The 20,809-nt window shown below is 47.0% G+C and carries 25 protein-coding genes and 1 pseudogene; 17 read left to right on the top strand and 9 right to left on the bottom strand.

The genetic code is table 11. The features are described from left to right. Positions 1–93: 93 nt before the first annotated feature. Positions 94–723, bottom strand: a complete 630-nt coding sequence (locus tag H6F50_RS23645) for a hypothetical protein (protein WP_190430579.1) — start codon at positions 721–723, stop codon at positions 94–96. A gap of 328 nt (positions 724–1,051) precedes the next feature. On the opposite strand from H6F50_RS23645, the gene H6F50_RS27795 reads away from it, so the two are divergent. Continuing rightward, positions 1,052–1,177, top strand: coding sequence for a hypothetical protein (locus H6F50_RS27795; RefSeq protein WP_277879378.1), 126 nt, complete (start codon positions 1,052–1,054; stop codon positions 1,175–1,177). A gap of 255 nt (positions 1,178–1,432) precedes the next feature. Here the strand turns inward: H6F50_RS27795 and H6F50_RS23640 are convergent, their stop codons facing one another. Continuing rightward, the gene (locus H6F50_RS23640; protein ID WP_190430578.1) at positions 1,433–1,975 is read right to left on the bottom strand and encodes an adenylate kinase; all 543 of its coding nucleotides are present in this window, start codon (positions 1,973–1,975) and stop codon (positions 1,433–1,435) included. 355 nt (positions 1,976–2,330) lie between these two features. On the opposite strand from H6F50_RS23640, the gene H6F50_RS23635 reads away from it, so the two are divergent. Both H6F50_RS23635 and H6F50_RS23630 read left to right on the top strand, forming a co-directional pair. Further along, positions 2,331–2,891 carry a methanogen output domain 1-containing protein gene (locus H6F50_RS23635; RefSeq protein WP_190430577.1) on the top strand — a complete coding sequence of 187 codons (561 nt, stop codon included), beginning with the start codon at positions 2,331–2,333 and terminating at the stop codon, positions 2,889–2,891. Beyond that, on the top strand, positions 2,888–4,534 hold the full coding sequence (locus tag H6F50_RS23630; RefSeq protein ID WP_190430576.1) for an ATP-binding protein: 1,647 nt from the start codon (positions 2,888–2,890) through the stop codon (positions 4,532–4,534). Before H6F50_RS23635 ends, H6F50_RS23630 begins: the two co-directional genes overlap by 4 nt. A gap of 108 nt (positions 4,535–4,642) precedes the next feature. Here H6F50_RS23630 and H6F50_RS23625 read toward each other — a convergent pair whose 3' ends face one another. Beyond that, positions 4,643–4,876 (bottom strand): hypothetical protein, encoded by a 234-nt coding sequence (locus H6F50_RS23625; protein WP_190430575.1) that lies wholly within the window; start codon positions 4,874–4,876, stop codon positions 4,643–4,645. Between the two features lie 283 nt (positions 4,877–5,159). On the opposite strand from H6F50_RS23625, the pseudogene H6F50_RS23620 reads away from it, so the two are divergent. After that, a pseudogene (locus H6F50_RS23620) lies at positions 5,160–5,513 on the top strand (phage holin family protein). Between the two features lie 78 nt (positions 5,514–5,591). On the opposite strand, the gene H6F50_RS23615 reads toward H6F50_RS23620, so the two are convergent. Beyond that, the gene (locus H6F50_RS23615) at positions 5,592–5,990 is read right to left on the bottom strand and encodes a hypothetical protein (RefSeq protein WP_190430573.1); all 399 of its coding nucleotides are present in this window, start codon (positions 5,988–5,990) and stop codon (positions 5,592–5,594) included. 241 nt (positions 5,991–6,231) lie between these two features. On the opposite strand from H6F50_RS23615, the gene rppA reads away from it, so the two are divergent. The 5 genes from rppA to H6F50_RS23590 all read left to right on the top strand — a co-directional run bounded on the left by rppA (position 6,232) and on the right by H6F50_RS23590 (position 11,754). Further along, positions 6,232–6,915 (top strand): two-component system response regulator RppA, encoded by a 684-nt coding sequence (gene rppA, locus H6F50_RS23610; protein ID WP_190414564.1) that lies wholly within the window; start codon positions 6,232–6,234, stop codon positions 6,913–6,915. A 139-nt stretch (positions 6,916–7,054) separates the two neighbouring features. After that, positions 7,055–8,314: an ATP-binding protein gene (locus H6F50_RS23605; protein ID WP_190430572.1), complete on the top strand. Its 1,260-nt coding sequence runs from the start codon at positions 7,055–7,057 to the stop codon at positions 8,312–8,314. Between the two features lie 705 nt (positions 8,315–9,019). Continuing rightward, positions 9,020–9,598 (top strand): hypothetical protein, encoded by a 579-nt coding sequence (locus tag H6F50_RS28090; RefSeq protein ID WP_347276245.1) that lies wholly within the window; start codon positions 9,020–9,022, stop codon positions 9,596–9,598. A 70-nt stretch (positions 9,599–9,668) separates the two neighbouring features. Then, positions 9,669–11,033, top strand: a complete 1,365-nt coding sequence (locus H6F50_RS23595) for an amino acid permease (protein ID WP_190430571.1) — start codon at positions 9,669–9,671, stop codon at positions 11,031–11,033. Positions 11,034–11,067: 34 nt separating this feature from the next. Further along, entirely contained in the window at positions 11,068–11,754 is a 687-nt protein-coding gene (locus H6F50_RS23590) for a class I SAM-dependent methyltransferase (protein ID WP_190430570.1), read from the top strand. Positions 11,755–12,007: 253 nt separating this feature from the next. On the opposite strand, the gene H6F50_RS23585 is transcribed toward H6F50_RS23590, so the two are convergent. Then, positions 12,008–12,304 (bottom strand): hypothetical protein, encoded by a 297-nt coding sequence (locus tag H6F50_RS23585; RefSeq protein ID WP_190430569.1) that lies wholly within the window; start codon positions 12,302–12,304, stop codon positions 12,008–12,010. 50 nt (positions 12,305–12,354) lie between these two features. Here H6F50_RS23585 and H6F50_RS23580 point away from each other — a divergent pair, with 50 nt between their 5' ends. Further along, positions 12,355–12,900, top strand: a complete 546-nt coding sequence (locus tag H6F50_RS23580; protein ID WP_190414559.1) for a pentapeptide repeat-containing protein — start codon at positions 12,355–12,357, stop codon at positions 12,898–12,900. 49 nt (positions 12,901–12,949) lie between these two features. Here the strand turns inward: H6F50_RS23580 and H6F50_RS23575 are convergent, their stop codons facing one another. Further along, the gene (locus H6F50_RS23575; RefSeq protein ID WP_190414558.1) at positions 12,950–13,312 is read right to left on the bottom strand and encodes a metalloregulator ArsR/SmtB family transcription factor; all 363 of its coding nucleotides are present in this window, start codon (positions 13,310–13,312) and stop codon (positions 12,950–12,952) included. Positions 13,313–13,709: 397 nt separating this feature from the next. Between H6F50_RS23575 and trxA the strand changes: the two genes are divergently transcribed. Both trxA and H6F50_RS23565 read left to right on the top strand, forming a co-directional pair. Continuing rightward, positions 13,710–14,081, top strand: coding sequence for a thioredoxin (gene trxA / locus H6F50_RS23570; protein WP_190414557.1), 372 nt, complete (start codon positions 13,710–13,712; stop codon positions 14,079–14,081). Between the two features lie 127 nt (positions 14,082–14,208). Continuing rightward, entirely contained in the window at positions 14,209–15,315 is a 1,107-nt protein-coding gene (locus tag H6F50_RS23565; protein ID WP_190430568.1) for an alkene reductase, read from the top strand. A 231-nt stretch (positions 15,316–15,546) separates the two neighbouring features. Here H6F50_RS23565 and H6F50_RS23560 read toward each other — a convergent pair whose 3' ends face one another. From H6F50_RS23560 to H6F50_RS23550, 3 genes are all read right to left on the bottom strand, one after another. Continuing rightward, the gene (locus H6F50_RS23560; RefSeq protein ID WP_190430567.1) at positions 15,547–16,230 is read right to left on the bottom strand and encodes an SDR family oxidoreductase; all 684 of its coding nucleotides are present in this window, start codon (positions 16,228–16,230) and stop codon (positions 15,547–15,549) included. Between the two features lie 99 nt (positions 16,231–16,329). Next, entirely contained in the window at positions 16,330–17,181 is an 852-nt protein-coding gene (locus H6F50_RS23555) for a pentapeptide repeat-containing protein (RefSeq protein ID WP_190430566.1), read from the bottom strand. 138 nt (positions 17,182–17,319) lie between these two features. Continuing rightward, positions 17,320–17,961, bottom strand: coding sequence for a hypothetical protein (locus tag H6F50_RS23550; RefSeq protein WP_190414554.1), 642 nt, complete (start codon positions 17,959–17,961; stop codon positions 17,320–17,322). Between the two features lie 276 nt (positions 17,962–18,237). On the opposite strand from H6F50_RS23550, the gene H6F50_RS23545 reads away from it, so the two are divergent. The 5 genes from H6F50_RS23545 (at position 18,238) to H6F50_RS23535 (ending at position 20,444) form a co-directional block, all read left to right on the top strand. Beyond that, positions 18,238–18,504: a hypothetical protein gene (locus tag H6F50_RS23545; RefSeq protein WP_190414553.1), complete on the top strand. Its 267-nt coding sequence runs from the start codon at positions 18,238–18,240 to the stop codon at positions 18,502–18,504. A gap of 29 nt (positions 18,505–18,533) precedes the next feature. After that, complete coding sequence (locus H6F50_RS27790; RefSeq protein ID WP_277879377.1) at positions 18,534–18,656, top strand: hypothetical protein; 123 nt, start codon at positions 18,534–18,536, stop codon at positions 18,654–18,656. A 382-nt stretch (positions 18,657–19,038) separates the two neighbouring features. Further along, positions 19,039–19,161: a hypothetical protein gene (locus H6F50_RS27785; RefSeq protein WP_277878744.1), complete on the top strand. Its 123-nt coding sequence runs from the start codon at positions 19,039–19,041 to the stop codon at positions 19,159–19,161. A gap of 53 nt (positions 19,162–19,214) precedes the next feature. After that, complete coding sequence (locus H6F50_RS23540; protein ID WP_190430565.1) at positions 19,215–19,955, top strand: DUF2993 domain-containing protein; 741 nt, start codon at positions 19,215–19,217, stop codon at positions 19,953–19,955. Positions 19,956–20,096: 141 nt separating this feature from the next. Next, positions 20,097–20,444: an antibiotic biosynthesis monooxygenase gene (locus tag H6F50_RS23535; RefSeq protein ID WP_190430564.1), complete on the top strand. Its 348-nt coding sequence runs from the start codon at positions 20,097–20,099 to the stop codon at positions 20,442–20,444. The last annotated feature ends 365 nt before the right edge of the window (positions 20,445–20,809 follow it).

Raw genomic sequence — 20,809 nt, 5'->3', positions numbered from 1 at the left:
TTATACCGTCTCAATCCAAAGATGAAGCAACCTACTGAGATTATGCTGCATTTGTGGTACAACGATCCTGTTATGCCGCAACACTTATCAGTTTCATTTTGAACTACCCCCATTTTCTTTCAAGGTTAGGTCAAGACTTTCTATTTTCTTCTGTGTTTCGGGATGTACCTGAATATTCAATCCTTCAATTTGTTCTCGCAAATAACCATCAGAAATGATTACCTCGTCCCAGTATTCCGAATAATCAATAATGCTCTCGCCCCAAAAATCGCGAACTATAGGATCGAAGACTTCAAAAGCAAATTTTAACGTCTCTGTGGCAGCGTCGCAATTAGGAGCAGCAAAATGGACAATAGTGTTTCGCAGAGCGCCGAATTTCTGATATCTATCTAATTTCTCGATTCTATAACCAGTTGCAGCCCAAAGAACTTCAGGCAAATCTGAATACATCAAAGTTCGACCGTACTCAAACAGTTCCTTGATGCTCAACGCATCCTTAGTACTATTTGATTTGGGGTAGGACTTGAAGATTAAAAGCGGATGCTCTTCAGCAATGCGTGCCTTGACAAGTATTTCTGCTCCATGTGCTGCATGAACTACCGATAACACATGAGCAAAAGGGCGCATCATCTCGTTAAAGGTTGCGTCGTAGATAGCTCTCCCAAAAATATGAAACCCAAATTCCTTCATATGCTGTGATACTTGCTTTGTCTCAGGATGCACGTAATCTACTCCGTTGCCCGTAACGCTACTTGACTTATTGCTAACACTTTAACAGACTGTTCGTGCTAGAAAATGCTTATCCAAAGAGTACGTTAACAGTATTACTCCTCTCTTATGGGAGTGTTAGGACAGGCATCAATGGAACGCTAGACCAAATAACGAACTCTTTGGTACTTGGTGTCCTATATGCGCCAGGAAAAATAAACGACTCAAAAGACGCAGTTCAGCCAAATTGAACGCCATTTAACACTGCTTTGGTGCAGTAGTAAGGAAGTTGTCTGCGAGAATTCGAGGTTATTTGCCTCCGTACAACTCTGCCATGATAATAATGAATATTGGTAGTAGTCCATTGCTAACTGACGAGCGATCGCCCCCACTCTACAAAGCGATCGCGCTCCTCAATTCCCAAACCGTTCCTCGCAGAGCCTCAGCATCAATTGGTTTGAAAAGTTAATTCGCAGGTGATGACTGCGATCGCAAGCTGGAACGGTAATTTGTTTGGTTCTTTCAACCACTTGGATTGAGATGTGCAAGAAGCCAAGCGAGCTGAGCGAAGCTAGGTTGCGAGGAAGTTTCTGCCTATCTCTCTGAACTAGCATACATCCGGAATATTTCTACCGATTCATCTGATTTGGTCTGAGATCGGGAATTCATCAATCTATCAATCTGATGCGAGAGTATTAGGCAGAAACTTTCAGTCTAATAATACTTAAGCTGTACCATCTTCCAAGTTGGTCTCAATTCCAATCAATTCATAAAATTGCGAAATCTGTTCGGTAGAGCTGATGTGATAAACCCTTTTAGTATTTTGCGCCTGTTCGATATACTCACGGTATTTGGGGGTCAAATATTTGTAACATAACCAAAGTACGCGGTAGCTATTCAGTGAACTCTTTAATATTGGACTTTTTTCAGGCCAGCCTTCTGGGGGTTTAAAAAAACCTGCGATCATTCGTTTAGTTACCCACCAAAAATGCACATAAATTGGTAGATCCACAAAAACCAAAGTATCCGCTTCATCAAGTCGCAGCCAGACGGTTTCCTTGCAACCAAAACCGTCAATAATCCATCGCTCAGTAACTAAAATTTGCTGATGGGCGTGCTTATAGACTTCATGGGGAACTGGCGTGCCCCCCGCTTGATATTGAATCTTGTCCAAGACGTAAAGTGGCAAACCCGTGATTTCGGATAGTCTCTTGCTTAGAGTTGATTTACCGCCTCCGGCATTGCCAAATACTGCTACTTTTTTCATCGCCATTCTCCTTTTAGTCCTTTTCTGTCACCTCGTAGACTAGATTGAGTGATGAAAGCGAGCAATTCCCGTCCTTTGAATATCTAACAAAAAACGCTTGCACCGGACGGTCGGTATATACTTATGCTGAATTATATTTTACTTGCCGCCTGTGAAGCGCAAGCCGTTATGAGGATGAAGATTGGTAGTAGTCCATTACTCGCTGACGAGCGATCGCCCTCTCGCCACAGAGCGCTCGTCTGACCATGTAGTATCAGTATAGACATCTATCTTTAGATGTATTAAAGTGCCACTTCGCCGGGTGGCATTATAGCCTTGAGTAAGGGCTGCCGATCCCCATTCACGAGATATTGCTATGAATAGTTCTCTTAAGTCTGAAACATCCATGAAGGGACTCGAAATTCCTTTAGAGCGGGATATATTTTTACGTACCTTAATTCGAGAGTTGGCAGGTACATTACAGGATGTCGTGGGCTTAGAGGAAGCCTCCGGGTTTATTAGTGTCGTGGGTCAAAACATGGGGAGGCAAATCGACCGGGACTATAAAGCGGCTCTAGAGGTATCCCATCTAACGCGAGAGCAAGTTGCTGATGTTTTGGTAGATTTGAAGAAGCGAATCCAAGGTGACTTTTATATTATTGAACAAACGGATGAAAAGATTGTCTTAGGGAACCGGGCGTGCCCGTTTGCCGAAAAAGTCATCGATCGCCCCGCTATGTGTATGATGACCTCCAATGTTTTTGGCTCCATTGCAGCGGACAATCTGGGGTACGCCAAAGTAGAACTGCAAGAGACGATCGCAATGGGTGCGCCTGGATGCCGTGTGGTTGTTTATTTGAAACCCACCCCAGAGGCAGAAGAAAGTCACGGCAGAGAATACTTCAAAGGAGAGAGTGAGGGAGATAACGAGGGGTGACGCCCGAACAGTTTCTCGAATTCGCTAGACCTTTACCCGAACCCATGCTCCTAATTGCCGGAAATGGTCAGCTTCTGGCTGCCAATCCGCCATTTTCCAAGATGCTGGGGCTACCCCGTCAGCTCCTGCAAGAGAAAATGCTCTTTGAGATGGTCGTCGATCCTGCTGATAAGGTTAAACAGTATCTGCGTGCTTGTTCCAGCAGTCGAGAAATGGTGATTGGCTCATTAACCTTCAATGCCAACAATGGAGAGACTTGCTTGTGTCGCTGTGAAGGAGCGGTCATCCGACCGCGATCGCCTGAATCCCCGGCACTTATTCTCTTACGCTTGAAAAACAAGGAATCTGCCAGTAGCCGATTCACCCTGCTGAACAAGAAGATCGATGAATTAGCCAAAGAGATTCGGCAGCGTCAACGAGCGGAAGAAGAGCGAGCTAAACTTCTGGTGCAGGAACAGAAAGCACGAGTAGAAGCTGAGAAGCTGAATCGATTGAAGGATGAATTTCTATCCACCGTATCCCACGAACTGCGAACCCCTCTCAATGCCATCCTTGGCTGGTCTAATATCCTGAGAACTAGCAAGGTAGACGCAGCCAAGATGCATCGGGCGCTGGAAACGATAGAGCGCAATGCCAGATCCCAGGCACAGTTGGTTGACGATCTCCTGGATATTTCCCGCATCATTACAGGCAAGATTCGCCTCAATGTGCAAACAGTTGACCTATTGCCCGCGATTCAGGCAGCAATCGATACGGTGCGTCCTGCCGCTGATGCCAAGAACATTCGCTTGCAGTCGGTGCTCGATCCAGCAGCAGGCCCTGTTTTAGGAGACTCCGAGCGATTACAACAGATTGTCTGGAATTTGCTCAGCAATGCGATCAAGTTCACACCGAAACAGGGGCGGGTTCAGATTGGTCTGCAACGGATTAATTCTCATATTGAGATTGTGGTGGCAGATACGGGTCAAGGCATCAGTGCAGAATTCCTCCCCTACGTCTTTGAGCGCTTTCGTCAGGCAGATGGTTCCATCACTCGTTCCTTTGGCGGATTAGGGCTGGGTTTAGCGATCGTTCGCCAATTGGTAGAACTGCATGGCGGAACGGTGCATGCCCAAAGCCCCGGAGAAGGACAAGGCGCAACATTTACCGTGAAACTACCCCTACTTGCCGTTGGGCCAACAGCGATTGAACCAGAACGGGTGCATCCAACCGTGGGAGACAGTGTCCCATTTGACTGCTCCTCTCAACTAGAGGGATTGAGGATACTGATCGTGGATGATGACCCGGATATGCGGGATTTGCTCGCCTACACGCTGGAAGTTTGTGGGGCAGAAGTCATCGCTGCCGCTTCAGCAGACGAAGCCATCTCAGCACTGACCCAATCTTCACCACCGATAGATATATTAATCAGTGATATTGGGATGCCAGATGAAGACGGTTATGCTTTGTTGCGTCGCGTCAGAGCTTTGGAGTCAAACAATAAAGGCAGAATTTCCGCGATCGCCCTGACCGCCTATGCTAGAACTCAAGACCGCACGGCTGCGCTTTTAGCAGGCTTTCAATCCCATATTGCCAAACCCGTTGAACCTGCTGAATTAATTGCAGTAATTGCCAATTTAACTGGACGAATCAGCGGTACCTAGAATATTACCGAACCGTTCCTCGCAATGCCTCAGCATCAATCGGTTTAACAGGTAAATTCGCAGGAGATGACCGCGATCGCAAGCTGGAGCGGTAATTTGCGTAATGCTTCAACCACTTGGGTTGAGATGTGCGCTCGCAGAAATCTTTAAATAGCGATCGCAAGAGCAATGTAAACGGCGGAAAAACTCCGGATGTTCTGTAGAAAAAAGTGGCTCTACAAGCGAGATTTCCAGGTTTACCAGAGTTGAGGATGCGATCGCATCCTCACTGCTCACCCACCGATCTCCTGAATTCCCACCGCCAAACGAATCTTCTCCGGCAAAAAATTCAAATCGTCTCAATTACAAAAATTTACTTAAAACTCTCTCACTTCAAGCGCAAGCGGGGGAAGATAAGGAGGAGTTTTTCTTCGCGACGGTTTGGATTGGGTTCGGGACTCCCGGAATGGAGAACCCAATTAATTCGGTTTTTCCCGGCGAGATTTGCTGGTTTCCAAGGCTGGTTATTCAGTTAATTCTGAATTCCAAGGTTACTGTCACTTTCTGGTCACATTTATTGATGACCCTGAAGATGGAAACTTACCCGACCCTGTAACAAAACGATTGATGATAAGGAGTTTTGGTTATGGTTGGAATCCTCATCACCTGGTTAGTCACTACTATCAGTTTTTTAATTATTTCCCGGCTGCCGATTGGCGTAGAAATTGACACTTTTGGAAAAGCCGCAATTTCCGCAGCAGTTTTTGGGATTTTGAATGCTCTCTTAAAACCCATCTTAGGGTTCTTCACCTTTCCATTCATTCTTTTGTCATTTGGTTTATTCCTGTTTGTCTTAAATGCAGTTATTTTCGGTTTAGCTGCTTGGTTAGTGACAGGATTTCGGTTACGGTAGGGTTTTTGGAGTGCTTTGCTTGGCTCATTAGCACTGAGTATTGTTAATTCTTTACTTTTCCATCTGCTAGCATCGCTCAGATTGTAAGCGCAGGTTTGTTCTGAGCGGGGAAAGAGAACCGGAAGTAGAGGGTTCAGACAGTTCGGATTGAGTGAGAGTAACTGTCTAGAAGGATCGGTTTTTCAATTGGTAACGCACTAGCGTCCTAACATTTTCAGCAGACAGTCCTAATTCTTGCGCGATCGCAGCTTCCACCTGACTGAATTCTGTTACTGGAAACTCAAATTCTAACTTTTTGAGTGTCGAATCTGTCGTTTTGACCTGTACTTTGGTAAATCCCTGCTCTTTGTCAATTTCTGCTTTGATGACTAGCAAGGTGACTGAAAGTTGCACTTCCAACTGTGTATCAGCTTGAAGCTTATCAACCGTATCGTAGGAGCGACTTAATGCTTGGTCTGTTACCAGTCCACCCCCAACCCAAAAAATAATTCCTAGCAGGGGTAGAGGTAGCCAAAATTCTAGCCCTAAAAAATGTAATTTTTGTAACCAACGGGGAGAGGACATAGGGAGAGGTGAGGAATTTTAGCTTCACAGCTAATTGAGTTTAAGGGGAAAAAAATCAAATTCGACATCAAAAGTCAAAATTTAAAAGATAAAAAAAGAGAAGATTCACTTTTGACTCTTGATTTTCTTCGGTACTCGATAAAAATCTGACTGGTGGAAGACGTGCGATCGCTTTAGGCTTCTCTACTATGAGCAGCGCGATCGACGATTCTCCGGAAAAGAGGTTTCACTAAAGCGTCTTATGAGAATTTTACTGGTAGAAGACGACCCCGAACAATTAGAGCCACTAAACGCAGCTTTGTTGCAAGCCGGACATATTGTCGATGGCATTGAGGATGGGGAAACTGCCCAATGGCTGATCTCTCAAAAAGACTATGACTTGTTAATTTTAGACTGGATGTTGCCGACAGTCAGCGGGTTGAGCCTTTGTCGCCAGTATCGACAAGCAGGGAAAACCTCGCCGGTGTTGATGCTGACTGCCAAAGACACGACTGTGGATAAAGTTACGAGTTTGGATGCCGGTGCCGATGATTATCTGGTTAAACCGACTGATATTATCGAACTTTTGGCACGGGTGCGGGCATTGGGAAGGCGATCGCCTCTATGGCAGGGAGATATCCTCCGCATAGAAGATTTACAACTACACTTGAATAGCTTGACTGTTGAACGGGGACAGACAACTATCCAATTGTCCGCCCGCGAGTTTCAGCTATTAGAATACTTCCTGCGCCACCCTCATCAGGTCTTAACCCGCGATCAAATTGAACAAGCCTTGTGGGAGTGGGGTGCAGAACCAGAGAGCAATGCCGTAACTACCCTTGTCCGGAGGCTGCGGCAGCGTTTGCAGTTAGTCGGTGCGGCAGATTGGATTGAAACAGTCTATGGCATGGGATATCGCCTCAATCCTTCGGGAAGTCAAAAGTAAAAAGAGAAGAAATTCAAAATAGAAATGAATCAAAATGACAGAATAAATCTTTCTTTTGCTTTTTGCCTGTCTTGCTCCAAGATTTGGGGAAGCAAAGATACACCCGAATTTGGGGCGCTTTTTAACTTTGCTTTTTTCCATGTTTGGTCGTAGCCGTCGCAATCTGGCTCGCTGGTTCACCCTATCAATGGGAAGTATTTTGGTGATTTTTGCAGGAGTCGTCTACTACGTAGAAGTTGCAGACGCGCTCTTAGCATTGGATCGATTACTCTACCAACAAACCAAGGTAATGGCAGCGAGCGTAAATTATGAGCGTCGCAATGGTCAATGGCAGGTAGAGCTGGACAATGTGCCACTTTTGGGAAATAACCCACAGCCGTTGGATAGTGGGCTGGCGTATGGGCGTTGGTACGATGCCAAAGGGCAATTGGTGCAATTTTTTGGTACGCTTCCCCCAGAGAAGCTGACGGTGACAGATGGATTTCAAACCATCAAAACTGCCAATGGCTCTGCACGTTGGCTGCGTCAGGTAACGCTGCCTGTCTACGAGAAGAGTGTATTAATTGGTTATCTCCAGGTTGCGACTTCCCTGACATCCACTCAAGAGGCTTTGTCTGAATTGCGGCTGGTTCTGACGCTCTTGGTGCCAGTCACCTTGGGGGTAATTAGCCTGACTGGGTGGTTTTTGGGGGGGCTAGCGATGCAACCGATTCGTCATGCTTACGAGCAACTGCATCGCTTCACCGCAGATGCTTCCCATGAATTGCGGACACCATTGGCGGCGATTCTTAGCAATGCACAAGTCGGGTTGCTGTCTGACGATCATTCACAGCAACGGCTTCGGCTAGACAAGATTGTGAATGTTGCTAAGTCAATGAATTCGCTGGTGAGTAATTTGCTGTTTTTGGCTCGTAATGATGGGTCATTATCTCCTGAATCTTTGAGAAAGATTAATCTAACTCTTTTGCTACAGGAGCTAGCAGAGAATTATGCAACGCAAGCAGCCACCAAAAATCTAAATTTTGTTAGTAATCTGCCGACTGAGAGCTTGGAGGTGAAGGCCGATCCAGAGTTGCTCCGTCTGGCGGTGATGAACCTGCTGAGTAATGCTTGCAAATATACCCTGGAGGGCGGTGAAGTTCAACTGCGATTGTTTACGCGATCGCATTTGGCTATTATTCAAGTTTCAGACACTGGGATGGGGATTGCGGCGACTGATTTGCCCCATATTTTTGAACGGTTTTATCGGGTGAATCGCGATCGCTCTCGCACTACAGGGGGTTTTGGTTTGGGATTAGCGATCGCTGAGCAAATCGTCAAAGCTCATGGAGGTGGGATCGAAGTCACCAGTGTAGTCGGTCAAGGATCAACTTTTCAAATTGAGCTGCCACTCCAGTAGCAAAAATAACCTGGCGATTGGAAATCGCGGCTACGCCAACCCCCCTTACCCCCCTTCAAGAAGAAGAGGGGACATAAGTTGCTTCGCTTCTATTCAACCAAGTCCGCCTGCGCGGAATCAATTCAGCCTGCGGAGGCAGGCTTTGTTTGTGTAGCCCCAGACTTCCAGTCTGTGGGGGATTTGCAAATACGGGATGCTCCCACTGTCACTTTCTAGTCACATTTGTTGCCAACACTGAAGATAGCAGGAGCAGAAGGTTATCACTCCTAAATCATTTTTCTTTAGTTAGTTTTCAACACTTTTTTTCATGGAGTTAGTGTAAATCCGATGTTGTTCAGAGGTACTTCTTCTCTACTCTGCCTTGCCGCTCTGGCTGTTGTTTGTAGTGGTTTATCAGCTCAAGCTGAAACTGACGACTTCACCCCTAAGACAGATGCGTTTGCCAGAGTACCTAATCATAATTTTGAATCAAATAAGACTCCAATTCAATCTGACCAAGTTACAACTTTCTTTGTACAAGAACAAGTGAATGTAGCGAATTCAGGTTCACCTGATTCTGTTGTAAAGGTACTGACAGAATCAACAATTCAAGAGCAAGATTTTTCAGAAATAAAATTGCCAACTGCCACTGCATCAGCCGAGGCGAATCAATCTCCATCTAACCTTTCTAGCGAGACAAAGCAGGAAATTCCTGAGAAAACAGCGATCGCAACCTCAGATGCGGTAAACCCAGAGCAGATTGTAGACAAAAGGGTGAAAACGTCTGCGTCGGCTTTGACTGTTGAACCTTCAACACCTCAACTCCCAGAAGCAGCGACGACTGAAACCACAGCGCCGGAAATCGCTCAAGTGGATGTAATACCTGGTAGAGCTACTCGCTCTGGCCCAAGTTATATCGGGGTTGCAGGCAACATTGGGTTGGGTGGCGATACAACTTTGAGTGAAGGTGCCTTTGCAGTCATTAGCAAAATTGGACTCACTCGGAATTTTTCTGTGCGACCCGCTGCTTTATTTGGCGATAATACAGTTTTTCTGGTTCCACTTACTTACGATTTCCCCTCTCAAGGAGTGGAACAAATCAGATACCGTGTAGCCCCTTATATTGGAGGCGGAGTGGCGATTTCAACGGGTGACGATAGCACTATTGGCGCACTGATTACGGGCGGGGTCGATGTTCCATTATCATCCCAATTCACCGCAACCGCTGGCGTGAATGTCGGTTTTGTTGATGAAACAGAGGTGGGATTATTAATCGGAGTTGGTTACACTTTCTCCGGATTGTAAACCGACTTTGCTTTAATCTTTTCACATCGCAACTCAAAGAAATTACGATCGCAACGGTGAAGGTGCCAGAATGAGCAGACGGGTAAACGACAGTCTCCCAAATCAAGTCTTCGCGGTAAGCAAAACAGCAGCACCCAAGCCAGCGCTGGCTTTCGTAGACGCGATCGCCCTAATTGTTGGCATCGTGATTGGTGCCGGGATTTTCGAGACGCCCTCTCTAGTCGCCGCTGCTTCTGGGAGTGAAGTGGTTGCACTTTCCCTGTGGATTCTGGGTGGCGGGATGTCCTTAGTCGGCGCATTGTGCTACGCAGAATTGGCAACGGCATATCCTCACGCTGGGGGCAATTACTATTACTTGATGCGTGCCTTCGGCAAAAACATCGCCTTCTTTTTTGCTTGGGCGCGAATGACGGTGATTCAAACAGGTTCGATTGCCCTGTTGGCGTTCGTATTCGGGGACTATGCCTCGCAATTACTGCGTCTTGGGAATTATTCATCCTCACTTTACGCAGGGATTGCGATCGCCCTGTTGACAGGTTTAAATATCATCGGCGTTCAGCAAGGAAAGTGGGCGCAGAATTGGCTAACAGTCGCCAAAGTGGGTGGCTTGCTGTTGGTGGTAATTGGGGGTTTAGCCTTTGCCGTTCCCAGTCTCCCGGAGGTGCCTGCTGCACCAGCAACATCCCAAACAAACTTTGGGATGGCAATGCTTTTCGTGCTGTTGTCCTATGGCGGCTGGAATGAAGCGGCTTATATCTCAGCCGAGTTACGCAACGTCAACCGAAACATGGTGCGATCGCTGCTAGTGAGTATCGGCATCATCACGACAATTTACTTAGCGATAAACTTCGCGTACATCCACGGTTTAGGATTGGCGAACATGGCAGCCTCAGAAGCCGTAGCAGCGGATTTGATGCGTCGTGCAGTTGGCGAACCCGGTGCTTGGTTTATCAGCTTCCTGATTGCCATTTCTACCTTGGGTGCGATCAACGCCACGATTTTCACCGGCGCACGTACCAATTACGCCCTCGGACAAGATTTTTCCTTGTTCAGCTTCCTCGGACGCTGGCACCATCGCGCCAGTACGCCAGCCAATGCCTTGCTAGTGCAGGGTGCGATCGCGTTAGCCCTCGTGTTCCTGGGAACTCTGACCCGCGAAGGCTTTAAAACGATGGTGGACTACACTGCGCCGGTATTCTGGTTTTTCTTCCTGCTAACAGGTGTCTCGTTGTTAGTGTTACGGGTTCGAGAACCGCAAGTATTGCGACCCTTCCGCGTCCCTCTCTATCCTCTGACGCCCCTACTTTTTTGTGGAATCTGTGCTTATTTACTCTACTCCAGCGTTGCCTATACAGGGGTTGGGGCGCTTGTCGGAGTGGCTGTCGCGATCGCTGGCGCACCGCTATTGCTGTTATCTCGTCGTCGGCAAATTTGAGCAAAACGTTAACAACTCAAAAGGAGAAGATGCAATGCAATTACAACAAATTAAGCTGTTGCTGGTTGCTAGTTTGAGTGCGGGTAGCTTCTTGTTCGCAGGCTGCACCCAACAACGCCAGTTTGATGCACAAACTCAACCCGATCTTCAAGCCCAAGCGCCCACCGCACCGACCGCACCGAGTGTTCAAGTCGAAGCACCCGCAACCGACGTTCAAACCCAACAACAGCCAGCGGATGTGCCCTTTGTACCAACCCCCGAAGTCGTCGTCGCCGAAATGCTCAAACAGGGGCAGGTAAAAGGGAACGATGTACTCTACGACCTCGGCAGTGGCGATGGACGAATCGTGATTACCGCTGCAAAACAATTTGGCACTCGCGGAACTGGTGTAGATATCAATCCGCAACTGGTTCAAGAAAGTCGAGAAAATGCCCAAAAAGCGGGTGTAAGCGATCGCGTGCGGTTTTTACAACAAGACCTATTTGCCACTGACCTCAGCGATGCCACGGTGGTGACACTTTACTTGCTTCCTGAGGTGAACTTGCGGCTGCGACCGAAGCTACTCAAGGAACTTAAACCAGGCACTCGCATTGTTTCGCACAACTACGACATGGGTGAATGGAAACCTGAGAAAGTAGTGCAGGTAGAAAGTAGCCCCGGTCGCCAGCATACTATTTACTCCTGGGTTGTGCCTGAAACTGTCCCGGATAATTTGAAATAACCGGGATATCCTGTTGCTAGTTCCATCCAGCCGAACTAATCTTGCTGATACTATTTCACCAATAATCTGCAACAGCTCCCTTAACGGCATCTTAAAAGGGAGAAGTTAGCCTCCCTTTTAAGATGCTGTTGGCGAATTCCAAAAAATTAATCTTAGGGGCGCTTATTTAGGGGCGCACCGATAAGCGCCCCTAAGCGATTAAACACTTTCTAGAACAGAATAGGAGTGCTGTTATTCTCACCATTTCCAGCGTTCACGAAATTATCCTTAAGCCAGAATAGGTTGGTTTTACTGCCAGAAAGGCGGCATGGAAAATTTTATGCGATCGCGCCGAAATACTAAAGGTATTGGGGTCAATGCTATGGGGCTGGGTGCCACAGTTACGCGCATCTACATGACTTAGAAGCAAAGGCTGAGGTAGAAAGTTTATATCCCAAGGTTTCGGGCAAGTCCGCCGGAATAAATGGCAGCATCGGTGGCATTTTTGGCATCTGACGAAGCTACTTACATCACAAGCCAAACTCGGTTTTTTGACGGTGGGTTGACGCATTATCCCGCCTTTGGCGAGTCTTGGTTATAAGAAAATAGGAGGTATTCACGATGAATTTCAAAAACATTGTACAGCTATATACAGCCGGAAAAAGGAACTTTAGAAAAGCAGATTTATATAAGGCAAAATTAGCTTTTGTCTGCTTAAATGAAGCAAATTTTAGCAAAGCGAATCTATGTTTGGCGAACTTGAGAGGGTCAGATTTGCGCGGAGTCAATTTCAGCGAAGCAGACTTAACAGGGGCAAACTTACGTCAAGCAGACCTCACTGAAGCTAACTTGGGGGCAGCGAATTTAAGTAAGGTAAATCTTCGGGGAGCAAATCTAACCAGAGCAAATTTGAAAGGGGCAAATTTGGAAGAAGCCGTGTTAGGTGAGGCAAACCTGAACCAAACAAACCTGAGATACGCCAACTTATCTAAAGCCAAGCTAATGGGTGCCATCCTTACTGGGGCAATTTTACTAGGAACAAACCTAAGTAAAGCTATTTTACTCAGGGCAAATTTAACGCAAGCAAGTTTAATTGAAACCAACCTCAGTGAAGCTGTCTTAACTGAAGCCAGAATGCCTGACGGAAAAGTTCACGACTACGCTTAAGTACGCAAGGAAAACCTATATTCCTTGCAAAATCATCAACATACAGCGGTTAGTTGGATCTAGAATTATTTTCAACTGTGGTTGTTTCTAGCTGTTTGGGTGTAAAACTGGCGAAGCAATCAAACAGTAACTCCCGTTTCAGCGAGTTGTACTTGGTTTGACCTTCTTTTCGGATCTGGATTAACCCCGCTTCCGCCAGTGTCTTGGAGTGGTGACAGAAGAGAGCTAAACTAATCCCTAAATAATTGGCTATTTCGCTGCCACTCATTTCCTCGCAAGAAGCTAACATCTCCACAATCCTCAAACGTGTTGGATCGGAGAGAGCTGCAAAGATTTTAGCCCGAAGTTCTATGTCTTGAACGGCAGCTTGAGACGCAGAGGGCAGTTGAACGCTATGGTTGTTATCGATCATGGGAAGTAGGGGTTACTAAAAGAAGCCACGAGAAAGCCCCAACAAGACTCTGCATTACTCCTGATGTCAACGCTAAAAGAAGGTTGAACGACGGTATAGGCGTGTCTGACGTGGATGTATGCCGTTGGCGAAAACTCACCGTCTTACTTCTATTTTACGTCTTGGCGCTCAGTATTGAAATAGTTAAACAACCACTTGACTATTGGGGAAAGATTGTTCTAGTATTTAGTCAAATGGTTGTTTAACTACTAAACCCTTTAGGGAATTGAAACCAGATTGGTAACTTCTAGCAGCGAGTTGAGTGGATGCGATCGCATGAAATGATGCAATGCGCTTTCTGCAACAGCTGCTGATACTCTCCTCACCTTGATCTACAGCCTGAAGGAGGCTGGAAACCATGTCAGACAACGCGAAATATGTCACCTTGACCGAAGACAACTTTGAAACCGAAGTCCTCGCAAGTTCAGTTCCAGTTGTGGTAGATTTCTGGGCGGCTTGGTGTGGTCCTTGCCGGATGCTCAACCCATTAGTTGCAGAATTAGCTGCCAATTTTGAAGGAATTGCTAAGGTTGGCAAGCTGAATATTGACGCCTATGGACACATCGCTACACAATACAACATCCAAGCCGTGCCAACGCTTCTGTTCTTCAAAGATGGTGTGGTGGTGGATCGAACCACTGGCGTAGCTCCTTTGGAAGTGCTGTCTGACAAGCTTCAAGCTTTACTTCCACAGAACAACTTAACCACAAAGCCAGTAGCGATTAACTAACTATCTAGTTTGTTGGCGGTGCGGGTAACATCTTATCCGCACTGCTCATACACTAGCTAGCTAGAGTTCCTGATGTCTGCGTTGTGCAAGCAAAACCTGTAATGTCATTCCAATGGAGATTAAGTCAATGAGCGAGAATATCAATCTTTTCTCAACTGTTCAGCTGGGTTCTTTAGAACTTCCCAATCGAATCGTGATGGCTCCCTTAACCCGGATGCGTGCGGGAGCGGGAAATGTTCCTAGAGCGATGAATGCGACTTATTATGCACAACGGGCATCAGCGGGGTTAATTATCGCAGAAGCCACTCAAGTATCGCCTCAAGGACAGGGATATGCGAATACCCCAGGCATTCACTCAGCAGAACAGGTGGCAGGATGGCAACTGGTGACAGATGCAGTTCATGCTCGTGGGGGGCGGATTTTCTTACAGTTGTGGCACGTTGGGCGGATTTCTCACCCCTTACTGCAACCAGGAGGAGAACTGCCAGTAGCGCCCAGCGCGATCGCACCCGAAGGTGAAGCAATGACGAATGAAGGGCCAAAACCCTTCGTCACACCTCGTGCCCTAGAAACTGAAGAAATTCCAAGAATCGTCGAACAATACCGCAAAGGGGCAGAAAATGCCTTAGCTGCTGGATTTGACGGGGTTGAAATTCATAGTGCCAACGGTTATCTCCTTGACCAGTTTCTTGAGGATGGGACGAACAAACGAACCGACCAATATGGCGGTTCAATTGAGAACCGTGCCCGACTTTTGATGGAAGTGACTGAAGCGGTCGTCAGTGTTTGGGGTGGACAACGGGTAGGAATTCGCCTCTCCCCAAGCGGCACTTTCAACAGTATGTCCGACTCCAATCCATCTGCTTTGTTCAGTTATGTAGCTGATTCACTCAACCGTTTCAACCTCGCTTATCTCCACATCGTTGAGCCAAGAACCGATGGCAATACTAGCCTCGATAACTCTACAGGAGGCTTGTTTACCGAATACTTCCGTCCTATCTTCAAAGGGACTTTAATCGCCGCAGGAGGATATGACCGCGACTTAGGGAATGCTGTTTTGGCTTCTGGTAATGCAGATTTGGTGGCTTATGGCAGACTGTATATTGCCAATCCAGATTTGCCAGAACGTTTTGCACTCAATGCTTCCCTAAATAAGCCAGATCGCTCCACCTTTTATGGTGGCGATGAGAAGGGATATATTGACTATCCAAGCCTTGAATTACAGACAGCTTGAGTTGATTTGTTTCCTCACAGAGAACCTCCTCCCCACCCCCTTTCCTTTAAAGAGCTACGGTCTACACACAAGTGACTTGTTTTGCTCATCAAAGCGCTCCCAGACCTAACAAGAACTATGAAGAAATGAGAGCCATGCTCAAAGCCCCTCTCCGTTCACGGAGAGGGGTTGGGGGTGAGGTTCCTTATTTCTGTCTTTAATTCTCGTTCATAGATTAACCGCATAGAAAGGTTATGAAGGAACTGTCAGCGACACACCATTGTCTTTTGGTGTTATTTGCAATAAAAACGGAACCGCTTTTTTAACCCAATCTTTTACTGCTGTGTAAGCAGCCGCTTCTTCTCCAAAACAAGTCTCTAACATATCGGTATGAATAATGCCTGGGTTGAGGGGAATCGCTGCCATTCCCGAAGGTAATTCTTGAGCCAACGATTGAGTTAATCCTTCAATTGCCCACTTGGAAGCACAGTAAGGTGCAAATTCAGGCGAGGTGGAGCGACCCCAAGTTGAACTCAAGTTGACAATGATGCCATTGTTCTTTTTAATCATAGCTGGAACAAAGGAGCGGATTACATTCACGACTCCTTTAATATTGACATCAATGAGTCGAGAAAATTCCGTGCTATCAACTTTCCAAAGCGGGGCGGGTTGATTGATTAATGCGGCATTATTAATTAATAAATCAGGGGACGAGTATTTATTTAAAAGTTGCTCAGCCCAGGCTTTCACTTGATGTTCATCCGCAACATCTACGCTGGAAAAATGATGGGGCGTTCCAATTTTTCGCTCAAGCTTCTGTGTTGCTTCTGTGGAACGGGCGCACCCACAAACTGTATGACCTTGCTCAATAAATTTTTCAGTCATGGCAAGACCGAGACCCCGACTTACCCCTGTAATTACAATCAGTTTTTTCATGAGTTAGACTAATTTAGGATTTTAGATTTGGGATTTTTGAAGGGTCTGGCGGGAAGACGCCATTAATCGCATTTCTACGACCCAAAATTTCATTGCTAGCTAAGGGTGAATGGTGCCATCAGGCATGATTGCCTTTTGAAGTATCGTCCGCGTCAGGTTAACGCCGGTAAGGTTAGCGCCGCTAAGATTCGCCGCAGTGAGGTTCGCGCCGGAGAGATTAGCACCCCTCAAGTTCGCTTTGTTCAAATTAGCGCCGGAGAGGTTCGATTTGCTCAGGTTAGTCCATCTGAAATCAGCCTGAGTCAGGTTCGCTTCGCTCAAGTTAGACCTAAAGAGATAAGCACCATTGAAGTGAGCCTCGATTAAGTTTGCTTTGTGTAGGTCAGCTTTGTAAAGGTAAGCTCCTAGTAGTTCAGCGTCGTAAAGATTAGCATTACTGAGATCGACGGCTATTAGGTTCGCTGCCATCAAGTTAGCTTCGCTGAGGTTCGTTCTAGCCAGCTTTGCTGCACCGAGATCGGCTTTGTGAAGATTAGCGCTTCTGAGATCGGTGCCGATCAGGTTCGCGTTAGTTAGATTCGCTCTTCTTAGGTTAGCTCCTCTGAGGTCAGCCCCGATCAGGTTCGCATCGCCCAGATCGGCATCGCTGAGGTTGGCTTTGCTGAGGTTCGCAATGCTGAGGTTCGCTTCACTCAGGTTTGCCTCCATTAGGGAAGCGGAGTGGAGATTTGCATCGCTGAGGGTAGCATGGCTGAGGTTAGCGGCGATGAGTAAACTATTGCCCAGATCCGCCCTTCTCAGGTTAGCGCCTGTGAGGATTGCGCCTCTGAGGTTGACCCCTCTGAGGTTGGCTTCGCTCAAATCAGGTTCTATTTGTCGGTTTTTTCTTCTCCACTCAATCCATTTCACTGCACCGTTCTGAAGTAGTGCAAGATGCTCTAGATTTGCCATTTGGATTTCCTTTGCTTAACCCACCAGTGCTAACGCATTGACTTTAATCTGAAGTGGCTTTCTTTGAAAGCAAGCGATCGCCCATTTGTAAAGAGCGATCGCATTCCGCTTCTCTCCCTCGTCATCCACATTGTTTCGCTATTCTTGACGCCAACTAGCAGGATTTTCACGACCAGGCACGCCTTCTAGCGCCACCAACGCCGCCGCAGAACCCGCCAGAATATCCTGTTCTGCTCCGCCCAAATAGAGGCGTCCGAAGCTTCCCACAGCTTGCACTTCCAAGATGTTAATTGCCGCCGCTTTCTCCGCCGCATTCGCCGCCAGTGCTGCATAAGCGGCAGGTTGAACTTCTAATACATAAAGCGTTTGTCCTGCCAGAAGTAGCTGTCCTCGCCGCGTGCGATTGATCAACTGCGTTTGGTGAGCATCAATGTTGCGGATAATCTGGCTAGAAACGACGTGCGGCTTGAGACATTCATTTCGATGCACTCCCAGCGCCTCCAAAATGGCTTTACCCGCCGCCCGCGTCTCCCCTTGGCGGCTGGAATGCACTTCTAGTAGCCCGTATAGTCGTTCGACCACCTGCACCCCTGGACGTACAGAGGCAGCTTTGAGGGCAACATCAGTAATCCGGTTAATTTCAATGCCCGGTGAGATTTCAATCCACAGCGACGTATCTCCTGGCAATGGCAAGAACCCTAGTGCTACCGTCCCCATGTAAGCTGCGTGCTGAGGCTGCAAGCTGTCTAGAAATACGTAACTGCGTAGTTCTATGCCCAAGGTAATTAACTCCGGAAGTTAGAAAAAAGGAATCGGGTGCAACATCTGAGTTTACCGCGATCTCAGATCGCCAGAAGCTGCATCTGGTCAGCCAATAAGAGAAGCGATCGCTTCCCGCCGAAGGACTCTCCCATTTAGGGATTTGAAGACTCACGCAACCAGGGTTCTACCTATTTATAGACAATCGGGTTCTACCCCTTTATAGACACAACCACCCAGACAGGCGCGTTAGCTTAATTCACATAAGTTAACAATAAAAGAATACACCTTTAAGTTATGATGCCTAACCTGTTTGAAGCAACCAAAGAATATTGGCGCAAATTAGATCAGTTAGAAGCTGCCTATGAAAAGGGCGAAGTCTCGATTGAAGAGGTAGATGCTAAAGTTCAATTGCTCATGGCTGAACTCGGACGAGAACGCCGTGCAGCGTTTACCTATGTTTTTTATGGCTTGCGCCGTCTTTGGGATGAGCAACGGGAAACCATTGTTGGGGTGGCAATTCTCGGAGTTCTCGCGGTTTTCCTTCAAATTGAATACACCTAAAATTCCTAAATCGGGTCTGATACTCAGGGATGGCGTGGGTTGTTCTGGATGAATCCCGATCGGGGATTGTAAAGATGACCGACGCTTCGGAAACCTGGAATGTGTTGGGTGTGTCACGTTACAAAAGAGCGATCGCCCAGAAACCAGCTTAATATTGTAGCCGCCGAGCGATTTTCCTCCGTCTGGGCGCTCATCAACCATAATGTAAAGATTTTTATCTAGCGCGTGTCAGTTGATCAAGTGTCACGCGCTAGAGTATTGGCTCGATTGAACAAGCGATATTCTTTAGTTGTGTGAGGAGCAAGTTTAGAAGAAAAAGCGTCTGGGGTCGAAACACGGCAAGACTCCCAGGCGCTTTTTCATATCTGTCAAAATCCTTCAACAACGAACTACAGCCCAGATTCATAGCTTATCTTGTCTCCAGAAACGACACATTTAGACTGATAAGCAGGTAGGCAATACTTTGAGATCGGGAATGGATGGAGCGTTTTACCTCTTCCCAAACCCTCTCCAATCCCCAGAGGAACTGTGAAAATGGCTCTGGCTCCCGTTCCCTGCATGGGAACGGGTTGGGGGTTAGGTTTGTCAGAGCCAAAAAATATTGGACTAGATGATTTATTACATTTTGTTTATTCCGAGATGCAGATACGCTGCTGAGTGATGAGCGTCTAGAGTAACCAGTATCAGCACACTTCTTGAGATTAAGCACTATGACAGACGAGCCACGCCTAGAGGAGCAGGCCCTCTCCCAGGCTGTCGAAATGGGGTTATCTAGCCAGATGGATAGCGTAGAGAACATCAATGTAGATGTCCGAACCGATTTGCTGAAGATGGCTCAAGGAAAGGCTAATTCAGTTTCGGTTGAAGGTCGGGGTCTGGCGATTCAGAAAGATATTCGCGTGCAGGAAATGGAATTGCACGCCGATAATATTGCGATCAATCTATTTGACGCGATTTTCGGGCAGATTAAGCTGAACCATCCGCTAGACGCGACTGCCCGTGTTGTCCTCACCGAACAAGATATCAACCGCGCTTTAAACTCAGACTACATCCGCAGCAAGTTTCAAAGCATGGAGTTGAATGCAGATGGTCAACTCGTGACCTTGGAACCGCAAGAACTGGAAATGCATCTGCCGGGTGAGGGCAAGATGGAATTCAGTGGAAAAATGCTACTGCATGACGTGGATAAGGCTCGACAAGTCGGTTTCGCCGCCGTAGTGCGTCCGCGCACTTCTTCAACGCCAATCTTGTTGGAGGGGTTTAGCTGTAATCCTGGACAAGGCATTTCACTGGAACTCACGATCGCCTTGATGGAGAAGTTAGGAGAACTGGCAAACTTGCCCTATTTTGACCTCCAAGGGATGGCAATCCGCATTAAGGAGATGGATGTACAAGAGGGTAGTTTAACCCTTTATACCGAAGCCTACATCAAGCAAATTCCCGATCAATGATCGAGGATGAAGGGCGCGATAGCGAAGCGCTGCTGCTTTCAGCAGATCGCATCCATCAAGCGGTTCTCCCTTCAACCCATTAGCGTACCGTAGGCTTAGCCCCGACAAAACCGCGATAACCCCAGCTTCTAGGAGGAAACCATGACAGAGTTTCAAGATTTTTTAAAGCACAAATTTGCCTATGTTGCGATTGGAGAATTCAAACCTGGCAAATTTGATGAGGCTGAGCAACTCTATGAAAAAGCTGTCTCAACCTACACGCACGGCTTTAAGGGGTCGTACTTACTGCAAGAACCGGGGACTGACCGAGGAATCGCTATTATTCTTTGGGAGAGTATCGAAGATATGCAAGCCAATCAAAGCGAGGCATACCAAGCCATCTTAAATCAGATGAATCCTTTGTTTGAGGAAGCGCCGACCACTGCTTTCTATGAAATCGTCAGTGAAATTCAGCCCACAAATGCAAGTGGTGAATCTCCATCCATATAATCAACCCGAAAAAGCGATCGCTCTATCCGGTCGGAGAAATTTGAGTCATTTGATGTCAAAGGCTTTCTCGCGGGCACTCCTGACTCCAACTTGATGGCGAGATCGATGAGGAATCGCACATGACCAATGGTTGAAGCAAGGCCAGCTTCGTTTACAGGACACCCAAACCGGGGGAAGGATTCTTGGGGATGTTGCCAACGCAACCATAGCTTTCCATCAATCACTTTTGTGCTAATTGACCAGCCTTTATATTAGACTTAATCGGAAATAGAGTAGTTTAGAAGTGAAGGGTTGTTGCTCGAAGACCGAGGTGTTTACGATGTTGAGCTACGGCGCTATCCACAATAAACCTCATGTGTTTCAAA

This window comes from Coleofasciculus sp. FACHB-712 (assembly GCF_014695635.1).
Classification (GTDB): Bacteria; Cyanobacteriota; Cyanobacteriia; order Cyanobacteriales; family FACHB-T130; genus FACHB-T130.
This window is presented reverse-complemented; position numbering and strand designations above follow the sequence as displayed.